Raw genomic sequence first — 10,145 nt, 5'->3', positions numbered from 1 at the left:
GGAGGGCGCAGGCCCACTCCCACACCGCCACGGTGGTGTCGTGACCTGCGATGTTGCCCGCGACCCACAACGCCAGGACCGGCGCGAGCTCGTAGCGAACACCCCGCGGGTCGCGCCAGTCCGGTACCCGCCGCAACACCGCGACCAGCCCCGCGACCTGCGCGGCTGTCGAGACCTCNACCTGCTCCTGCTGACACTCAAGCCACAACATGGGGGACACTACAGACACGGACGCGGCACCTGCTTCTGGAAGACCTTTGCGTGAGAACTCAGATCTTCCTGTAGGTGCCGCGTCTGCCGCGTTCCAGGGCCCTTCGCGGCCCNACCCCNAGCAGTAGCCGACCACAAACTCAAGACGCCACGCCGTACCTACTTTGACGTCGCCCTGCCATGACATGGACGGATCAGCCACGACCCATGATCCTCCACGTCCAACCACCAGGACCAAGCAACGAGCCCAACGTACCTCCTCAATACAAACCCCAAAGTCAGCGGGCTACGGCCGCCCACCCTGAATGGACACGTCCCATGCTCCTGGCGGACGGCATCGGGCCTCTCCCCGGCAAGGCATACCCGTCGTACGCCCTGGCTGGTACGGAGAGTTATCGCACGACGACCTCAAACGTGTTCTAAGGGGACGGCGTTCAAGGTGGAACCAGAACTNTGATCTAGTCTGCTACCTGCGCAAACAGTGGTCGCATGATGAAACATTCATCCCGGGTATCCGAGCAGGGGACGAGATATTTACCGGTGTGGCCCGGCGAGTCAGTGGCAGAGCGTGAGGCCCTCGACAAACCTGGCAATTTGGACGGTTGTTTTTAGGCAAACTCCACGGCGAAGGATTGCGAGGACAAAGCTTGCGAGGCGCGGGGTATCGGTGCTAGCGTGAGGTCCGTCTCATGGGCATCGTTCTGTCTTTTCAGATCTTCTTGAGGGGGGTTCCGTGAGGGGCCATCCAGAAGGCCGCCATAAAGATCTTCGCTGGGGGCTTCGAACTATGGTGATCTAGACGTCCATTATTCGTTCCTCCTTACGTTTCCTCGATTCCCGCTCTCACCTTCGGCCCGCCCGTGAGACAGCACGGATTTTTACTGCCGGCCGTCACCCACATTCTTTGTCGACTGTAGGTGCCCACCCTAGTGGGATTAATACTCATGTGTAATCAAATTCGTTGTTGTTTGGTAATCTTTTGCTCTTCGGCAAGGTTCATGAAAACGCTCAAGATCAACCAGGCGGCGTCATCTGGGTGACCACGTTGAGCGGCCGAAGTTGGTGTGGACACCGGTCCCGAGCCCGGATGGCGTTCCGGGCCAAGCCTGGTCGATCCCCACCCGTTCGGCCCGGGTGCCCACCGGGCCGGTGGACCTTCGGCCCTCCTGCCGGGAAGCCCGCCGGAGCGCCTTTCGCCTGGCCTTCGTCACGAGGGAATCTTTCGGCTCAAGCCTCGCGGATAGTTCTCATCCATCCACGCCACAGTTACCCGTAAATTTATCCCTTGGAACTCTTCAGGAAGGAAGAGCACGTGATTTCTGAAAACGGGACGGAAGGGCGCGGAGGCGATGGCTGGTCCTATCTGAGAAAACTGCTGAACGAACTACAGAACACCACCGTTGAGCTACTACCGATAAATTCACTCACCACCTCCGAGTCGCTTCGCGTGGCCGGCGAGGTCGGGCATCATGTCAAGATACTGGCCGAGACGGAAGCCGTGTTGCCGCCGATCATCGTGCATCGGGGATCGATGAGGGTGGTCGATGGAATACACCGGCTACGGGCCGCCGCGATTCGTGGTGAGGAAGATATCAGGGTGCAGTTCTTTGATGGCAACGTCGAAGACGCTTTTCTCCTGGCGGTCGCCGCAAACGTCACGCACGGCCTGCCGCTCACGATGGCGGATCGGGTGGCCGCTGCGAAGCGTATTATCGCGTGCCGTCCGCAGTGGTCGGACAGAGCTGTGGCCTCGGTAGTCGGAGTTTCCGCGAAAAAAATCTCGGAAATCCGCCAGAGCCTGGCCGAAAGTGTCCCTCAGTTCACGAGCAGGATTGGTATGGATGGGCGTACGAGGCCGTTGAGCTTTGTGGAGGGCAGGGAGCGGGCCAGCGAACTGATCAAAGCAAATCCCGCCGCCTCTCTTCGGCAGATCGCAAGGGAAGCCGGAATCTCTCCGACTACGGTGGCGGACGTAAAGAATCGAGTTCTCCGGGGAGCAAGCCCGGTCCCCGTAAAGCAGCGGAACGTCGACACGGTGGACCTCAGGCGACGCATGGCGATGCGTAAAAGCCTCAGCTCGGGACGAAAAGAGAGGAGATCGCTGGATGAACTTTTCTCTCTCTTTGATGTTCTGCGGAAGGATCCGTCACTGAGGTACAACGAGGTAGGAAGGATGGTGCTTCACGTCCTGAGCTACTGCACGGTCACGGCTCGGGAGAAAAAAAAGATCATCGAAAACGTNCCACCCCACTGTAGGGAAGCTATCGCCGATCTCTTCTCTGGGTATGCTGATATATGGTGCCTGCTCGCGGAGGAACTCCGGGACGGCGAGCATCGTGTCTCCTCGGAGGCAGAGTAGCGAAAGAGTGGATGTAGCGCCTCGATTTTTTGATACGGGGGCGATTTCGAAGGTTTGAGCCCGTCCATCAGCCGGCGTCGTCGGGAGGAGCCGGCGGAATACCGCCGGTTGTACGCCGCGGTCTGCCGCAGATGCCCGAGCGGCAAGGATGGCCAGCCGCTGTTCAAGTGCCGAGATCGCGCGGTTGGACGATAGGAGAGGACTCACGGCGCCACGGCTGAGCGGACTGGACTCCCACCAGCACCCCCACCAGGGGGCTGGCCACCATCCTGGTGGACACCGGGATTCACCGGCGTTGATCGCGCTGAATATGGGGCTCGCCGCGGCGGCAGGGAACCGTTCACCATGCTCGTTCTCATGGCGCTGATCACGATGTTCATCGCCGGCTGATACTGGTGGCGCCGAGTCGCGGGGAACCAGCCGTACTGGCTGTATCAGCCGCGCAGGAGGCGGCGGAGCCGTTGTCGGAAGAATGTCCTTGACATTTATTTGAGAAAATTCGAAACTAGATTGAAAATTTGGTCAAGCGGGCTTAAAGGGCTCGGAAAAAATGGTGGGAGATGGCCGTGACAGATTCTGCGGAATTTGATGTGGTGGTCGTTGGCGGCGGACCCGCCGGCTCCACACTGGCCGCGCTGGTGGCCATGCAGGGGCATCGAGTCCTTGTCCTGGAGAAGGAGCACTTTCCGCGCTACCAGATCGGCGAGTCGCTGCTACCATCCACTATCCACGGGGTCTGCCGGCTGACCGGCGCCGCCGACGAACTGGCCAAAGCCGGCTTCCCGCTCAAGCGCGGCGGTACCTTCAGATGGGGGGCCACCCCGGAGCCGTGGACGTTCGCCTTCTCGGTGTCGTCGCGGATGGCTGGGCCGACCTCATTCGCCTATCAGGTTGAACGGTCGAAATTCGACGAGATTCTACTGCGGAACGCCCGCCGGGTCGGCGCCGAGGTACACGAGGGCTGCTCGGCCACCGACGTCATCGAGGACGGCGACCGGGTCGTCGGCATCCGCTACACCGACGACGGCGGCAACCGGCGTGAGGCGCGGGCCTCCTTCGTGGTCGACGCCACCGGCAACAAAAGCCGCATCTACCATCGGGTTGGTGGCACCCGGCAGTACTCGGAGTTCTTTCGCAGCCTGGCCCTGTTCGGCTNCTTCGAGGGCGGCCGGCGGATGCCCGAGCCCAACCGGAACAACATCCTGTGTGTGGCCTTCGACAGCGGCTGGTTCTGGTACATCCCACTGAGCGACACGCTGACCAGCGTCGGCGCGGTCGTACGGTCGGAAATGGCGGAGAAGGTCCAGGGTGACTCCGAGCAGGCCATGAAGGCGCTCATTGAGGAGTGCCCGATGATTTCGGATTACCTCGCGCCGGCCAGGCGGGTCACCACCGGGCAGTACGGCCAGCTCCGGGTACGCAAGGACTACTCCTATCATCAGACGACTTTCTGGCGTCCCGGGATGGTTTTGGTCGGCGACGCCGCGTGCTTTGTGGACCCGGTGTTCTCCTCCGGCGTGCACCTCGCGACCTACAGCGCGCTGCTCGCGGCCCGGGCCATCAACAGCGTCCTCGCCGAGATTGTGGACGAGAAGACCGCGATGCAGGAGTTCGAGGCCCGCTACCGCCGAGAGTACGGCCTGTCTCTTATACACATCTGACGCTCGGAGATGTGTATAAGAGACAGGGCGTGCACCTCGCGACCTACAGCGCGCTGCTCGCGGCCCGGTCCATCACCAGCGTCCTCGCCGAGATTGTGGACGAGAAGACCGCGATGCAGGAGTTCGAGGCCCGCTACCGCCGAGAGTACGGCGTGTTCTACGAGTTTCTGGTGTCGTTCTACGAGATGCATCACAGCGAGGACTCCTACTTCTGGCAGGCCAAGAAGGTCACCGGGAACAGCCAGCCCGAGCTGGAGGCATTCGTCGAGCTGATCGGCGGAGTGTCGTCGGGGGAATCCGCGCTGACCGACGCCGACGCCCTGGCCCTCCGGCTGCAGGCCAACACCGCCGACTTCACTACCGCGGTCGACGCGCTCGTGGCCAACAACAGCGAGAGCATGGTGCCGTTCATGAAGTCGCAGGTGATCCGCGGGGTCATGCACGAGGGCTCGCAGATGCAGATGCGCGCGCTGCTCGGTGAGGACGCCGAGCCGGAGACCCCGCTGTTCCCCGGCGGTCTGGTCTCGTCGGCTGACGGCATGTTCTGGCTGCCCACCGACGCTTAGGCCGGCCGTACCGGTCGCGTCCAAAAGCAACCGGCCCACACATGGTCCACCATGTGTGGGCCGGTTGTCTGTGTGGGCCGGTTGGTTCTGTGGATGTCAGCCCAGTAAGATGGCGCCGCTGGTGCGTGCCAGTTCTACGGCCTTGTGCCAGTTCCACGGCCCGGCTCCGTGCCGGGTCGGGCAACCACATCGGCCGCGTGCCGTCAGCCACCGTGGGTATAACCCGGGTGAAGAGAAGATGCAGAGTACCCGGAATCGGATTCGAACCGATATTCGGGGCTCTTTCAGGAGGTCCGTTTCCGTCGCTGGGCCACGGAGCGCTCCCGTGAACGATTATATCGCTCTAACCGTTCTTGCCGACTGTCGAAAAGGCATCCGATGGCGCTGGCGGAAAATTGCTGGACGCCATTGTTGTGAGTCTGGATCCGAGCGACGCTGCGGGGTATGACTGTGCGAGCGATCCGCGGTGCCACGCAGGTCGGGGCGAACGCGCGAGAGGACATCTTCGAGGCGACGGTCGAGCTGGTCACCGAGATGCTCATCCGCAACGGGCTGGTGACCGACGACGTGATCAGTGTGCTGTTCACCGCGACCTCGGATCTGGACGCCGAGTTCCCCGCGCTGGCCGCCAGGAAGGCTGGTTTTCACACGGTACCGATGATCTGCGCCAGCGAGATCGGTGTGCCCGGGGCGCTGCCGCGCGTCGTACGGCTGATGGCGCATGTGGAGGTCGACGGGGCGCGCCCGCCGATCAGGCATGTGTATCTGCGCGGCGCGAGCGCGCTGCGCCCTGATCTGGCGCAGTGATCTCGGAGGCTGGGATGACCGCGTTGACGCTCGGCGACTACGAGAACCTGGCCCGCGCCCGGCTGGACCGTCTGGTCTGGGACTTCTGCGCGGGCGGCGCCGGGGAGGAACGGACGCTCACGGCTAACATGGCGGCATTCGACGACGTCCGGCTGCGGCCAACCGTGCTGCGCGGCGCGTCCGACCCCGACATCGCCACCAGGATCTTCGGTGACCGGTGGGCGGCGCCGCTGGCTGTCGCCCCGATGGCCTTCCACACGCTGGCTCACCCAGATGGGGAACTGGCCACGGTGCGGGCCGCCACCTCGGTCGGGATGCCCGTCGTCGTCTCCACCATGGCCGGGCGCCGCTTCGAGGAGCTGGTCTCGGCCGCAGGCTCCCCGCTGTGGCTCCAGGTGTACTGCTTCCGTGACCGCTTCCGGACGCAGCGGCTGATCGAACACGGGGAGCGGGCGGGCATGAATGCGCTGGTCCTCACCGTTGACGCGCCCCGGCTTGGCCGCCGGCTGCGCGACGTGCGCAACGACTTCCGGCTGCCTCCGGGTATCATGCCGGTCAACCTCGACGGGGATGGCTTCTCCTCGCCCGCCGCGCACGCCAGCGCCGAGCTCGACCCGACCCTGGACTGGTCGGTGATCGACTGGCTGCGGTCGATCAGCTCGTTGCCGCTGCTGGTCAAGGGCATCCTGACGGCCTCGGACGCGGAACGGGCGGTACGTGCGGGGGTGGACGGCATCGTGGTCTCCAACCACGGGGGCCGCCAGCTTGACGGTGTCCCCGCGACCTTCGAGGTACTCCCGGAGATCGTGGCGGCGGTGGCGGGCAGTTGCCCGGTCCTGGTCGATGGTGGCATCCGGCGGGGCCGGGACGTGCTGGCCTGCCTGGCGGTGGGGGCCGCCGCGGTGCTCGTGGGTCGGCCAGTCCTCCATGGCCTGGCGGTCGGCGGGCAGGAAGGCGCAGCTCATGTGCTGGGCATTCTCATCGAGGAACTCACCGACGCGATGACCCTCACCGGCACACCTTCGCTGGCCGACATCCATCCCGGCCTCATTGGGCACTGATACGGCTCACCGTGAGTTTTCGGCAGTTGGACAGTGGTTGCCGCAAACTCCGCTAGGTACGGTTGAACCGATACCGCGGCCACTACTTCGGGTCCCGTGTTTAGGAGGTCGGTGATGACGCTCGGAGCTCCGGGCCCCATGATGATCCGCGGGGTGGGTGGTGACCGACCGATTACCCGGCAGCAGATCAGGCCGGGTACAATGCGCCGGATCCTGCCTTATGCCAAGCCTTATCGGTGGCGCCTGGTGCTGCTGCTGGCAGCCGGGTCACTCGAGGCCGCGAGTATTGCGGCCAATCCACTGCTACTCAAGTTCCTCATCGACGACGGCATTTTGAAGGAGAACACCAGGCTGGTCGTCGTAGTCGCCTCGGTCGTCGCGGCACTCGCCCTTCTGGATGCCTTTCTGGGAATCGCTCAGCGGATGCTCTCCGCGCGATTTGGCGAGCAGATAATCTATGATCTGCGGACCCGGGTCTTCGCCCACGTGCAGCGGCAGCCGATCGCCTTCTTCACTCGGGCGCAGACCGGCTCGCTGGTCAGCCGGCTGAACACCGACGTGATCGAGGCGCAGCAGGCGATGTCGCAGTTGCTGACTGTGTTGGTGTCCAGCGCGCTGTCGCTGGTCCTGGTGATAGTCACGATGTTCTACCTGTCATGGGTCGTGACGATAGTCGTGCTCGCGCTCGTCCCGTGCTTCATGCTGCCGGCCCGGGTCGTCGGCCGCAGGCTGCAGCGGTATGCCCGGGAGGGCATGCAGCTCAATGCCGAGATGAGCACGATGATGAACGAGCGCTTCAACGTGGCGGGCGCGATCCTCGTCAAGCTTTACGGCGAGCCCGAGACCGAGAGCAGGCAGTTCGAGGACCGGGCGGCGCGGGTCCGCGATATCAACGTGCGGACCGCCGTCTATGGGCGGGTGTTTTTCGTCGCGATGACGATGGTGGCCTCGCTCGCCACCGCGGCGGTCTATGGCATCGGCGGTGTTCTGGTCATCCACGACGACTTCCAGCTCGGCACCCTTGCCGCCTTCGCGGTCCTGCTCAACCGGCTGTACGGCCCGATCAACCAGCTCTCCAACATCCAGCTCAACGTGCTGACCGCGCTGGTGAGCTTCGACCGGGTCTTCGAGGTGCTCGACCTGCGGCCGCTCGTCGCCGAACGCCCCGGCGCGATCGCGCTGCCGTCCGCCTCGTCGGCCGCGCCGGAGATCGAGTTCGACGAGGTGTCGTTCCGCTACCCAACCGCCGACGAGGTGTCACTCGCCTCGCTCGAATCGATCGCGCTGCCGTCCGCCGAGCGCACCGGGAGCACCGCGATGGTGCTGGATCGGATCAGCTTCCGGGCTCCGGCGGGAAAGCTCACCGCGCTGGTCGGCCACTCGGGCGCCGGGAAGAGCACGATCACCCATCTGGTCTCCCGGTTGTATGACCCGATCGCTGGGACAGTCTGGATCAATGGTCACGACCTGCGGGACCTCACGCTGAAATCACTGCGTGACACGGTCGGGGTGGTGACCCAGGACGCGCACATGTTCCACGACACCATCGGGCGGAACCTGGCGTATGCCAAGCCTGACGCGACCGACGAGGAGATCGTGCGGGCGTGCCAGGGCGCGCAGATCTGGAATCTGATCTCCGCGCTGCCGCACGGCCTGGNCACCGTCGTCGGGGATCGCGGCTACCGGCTGTCCGGCGGTGAGAAGCAGCGGCTGGCGCTGGCCCGGCTGCTGCTGAAGGCGCCGTCGATCGTGGTGCTCGACGAGGCCACCGCTCACCTGGACTCCGAGTCCGAAGCCGCCGTCCAACGGGCCCTGAAGAGCGCGCTGGCAGGCCGTACCTCTCTGGTGATCGCGCACCGGCTGTCGACCATCCGGGAGGCCGACCAGATCCTGGTGATCGACGCGGGCGGTGTCCGCGAGCAGGGCTCGCACGAAGATCTGCTGGCGGCGGGCGGGCTCTATGCGGAGTTGTACTTCACCCAGTTCGCCGGGCAGGCGACGGACTCGGTCGACGACAGGGTCGGCGCCTGACGTCCTTCTTGCTGACACCTTCGCGGAACTCGAGAGGAGAAGCACGGTGGCTCAGTTGGAGATAGAGGATCTGTGGCCGCTGTCGCCGTTGCAGGAAGGGCTTCTCTTCCACGCCCTGTATGACGAGCAGGGCTCCGACGTCTACGCGTTGCAGGCCGTACTGGACATCGAGGGTCCGCTCGACGCCGCGATCCTGCGGCAGTCCGGCCAGCGGCTGCTGGACCGGCATGCCAACCTGCGGGCCGGGTTCCGGCAGCCCGCGGCGCTGGACCAGCCGGTACAGGTGATTGCCAGGCAGGTGGAGCTGCCCTGGTCGGAGACGGACTTGTCGGGGCTGCCGGAAGCCACGGCACAGGCGCGGGCCGGCGAGGCGACGGCCGAGGAGCACGGCCGCCGGTTTGACCCGGCGGCGCCGCCGTTGCTGCGCTTCCTGCTGATCCGGTTCGGCGCGCGGCGGCATCGATTGGTGATCACCGTCCACCACATCCTGCTGGATGGCTGGTCGCTGTCGGTGCTGCTGCGTGAGCTGTTCGCCGTGTACCGGAGCGGTGGGCGACTGAACGGGCTGCCGCCGGTGAGGCCCTACCGGGATCACCTGGCCTGGCTGGGGCAGCAGGATCGGGAACAGGCCCGTACGGCGTGGCAGGAGGAGCTGGCCGGGGTCGACGGGCCGACACTCGTCGCTGCGGTCGATCCGGCGCAGGCCTCGCCGGAACCCGGTCGGGTGCGCNTCTCGGTGAGTGAGGAGCTGACGGCGGCGCTGCGCGGCCTGGCCCGCGGTCATGGGCTGACGTTGAACACCCTGATCCAGGGCGTATGGGCGATGCTGGTCAGCCGGTTGGCCGGGCGCTCGGATGTGGTGTTGGGGGCGATGGTGGCCGGCCGTCCGCCCGAGCTGCCCGGTGTGGAGGACATGCTGGGGCTGTTCGTCAACACGGTGCCGGTGCGGGTGTCGCTGGACCCGAACCAGCCGGTGACCTCGATGCTGGCGGCCCTGCAGGACCGGCAGTCGGCTCTGATCGCTCACCAGTACCTGGGGCTGGCCGAGATCCAGCGGCTGGCCGGTGCGGGGGCGACCTTCGACACGCTGTTCGCCTACGAGAGCTACCCCTCCGATTCGCCCGGGCGGGCTCCGGGCGAGGACGGTCTCAAGATCAGTCAGGCGGTGGGCGGGCTTGAGGCGACTCACTACCCGCTCAGCCTCACCGTGCTGCCCGACGAGCGGCTCGGCTTCCGCATGACGCACCGGCCGGACGTCTTCTCGCGTGAGGCGGCCGAAGGCTTCGCCCGGTCGCTGGTGGAGCTGCTGGAGGCTGTGGCGGCGGATCCGGGGGTGTTGGTGGGTCGGGTGCCGGTGTTGGGTGCGGCTGAGTGGGTGCGGGTGGTGGAGGAGTGGAATGACACTGGGGTTGGGGTTGGGGTGGGGACGTTGCCGGGGGTGTTTGGGGGG

The 10,145-nt window shown here is 65.1% G+C and carries 6 protein-coding genes and 2 pseudogenes; 7 read left to right on the top strand and 1 reads right to left on the bottom strand.

Features of this window, described 5'->3' with window-relative positions; all coding sequences use genetic code 11:
- Positions 1 to 211, bottom strand: a 211-nt coding sequence (locus ALLO2_RS22170; RefSeq protein WP_232235274.1) for a transposase family protein, incomplete at its 3' end; no start/stop codon positions are given.
- Between the two features lie 1,284 nt (positions 212 to 1,495).
- Here ALLO2_RS22170 and ALLO2_RS25165 point away from each other — a divergent pair.
- From ALLO2_RS25165 to ALLO2_RS22135, 7 genes and pseudogenes are all read left to right on the top strand, one after another.
- Positions 1,496 to 2,569 carry a ParB/RepB/Spo0J family partition protein gene (locus ALLO2_RS25165; protein WP_131728967.1) on the top strand — a complete coding sequence of 358 codons (1,074 nt, stop codon included), beginning with the start codon at positions 1,496 to 1,498 and terminating at the stop codon, positions 2,567 to 2,569.
- A 560-nt stretch (positions 2,570 to 3,129) separates the two neighbouring features.
- A pseudogene (locus ALLO2_RS22160) lies at positions 3,130 to 4,197 on the top strand (tryptophan 7-halogenase); the annotation flags it as partial.
- A 59-nt stretch (positions 4,198 to 4,256) separates the two neighbouring features.
- Positions 4,257 to 4,796: pseudogene (locus tag ALLO2_RS22155) on the top strand (tryptophan 7-halogenase); the annotation flags it as partial.
- 444 nt (positions 4,797 to 5,240) lie between these two features.
- The gene (gene aroH, locus ALLO2_RS22150) at positions 5,241 to 5,603 is read left to right on the top strand and encodes a chorismate mutase (RefSeq protein ID WP_023842144.1); all 363 of its coding nucleotides are present in this window, start codon (positions 5,241 to 5,243) and stop codon (positions 5,601 to 5,603) included.
- A 14-nt stretch (positions 5,604 to 5,617) separates the two neighbouring features.
- Positions 5,618 to 6,664: an alpha-hydroxy acid oxidase gene (locus ALLO2_RS22145; protein ID WP_011436875.1), complete on the top strand. Its 1,047-nt coding sequence runs from the start codon at positions 5,618 to 5,620 to the stop codon at positions 6,662 to 6,664.
- 114 nt (positions 6,665 to 6,778) lie between these two features.
- Entirely contained in the window at positions 6,779 to 8,695 is a 1,917-nt protein-coding gene (locus ALLO2_RS22140; protein WP_035734562.1) for an ABC transporter ATP-binding protein, read from the top strand.
- Positions 8,696 to 8,741: 46 nt separating this feature from the next.
- A partial coding sequence (locus ALLO2_RS22135) for a condensation domain-containing protein (protein ID WP_035734565.1) occupies positions 8,742 to 10,145 on the top strand: 1,404 nt, incomplete at its 3' end.

Source organism: Frankia sp. Allo2 (assembly GCF_000733325.1).
GTDB classification, from domain to species: domain Bacteria; phylum Actinomycetota; class Actinomycetes; order Frankiales; family Frankiaceae; genus Frankia; species Frankia casuarinae.
Note: the sequence above shows the minus strand (reverse complement) of the source record. Positions and strands in the feature narration are given on the sequence as shown.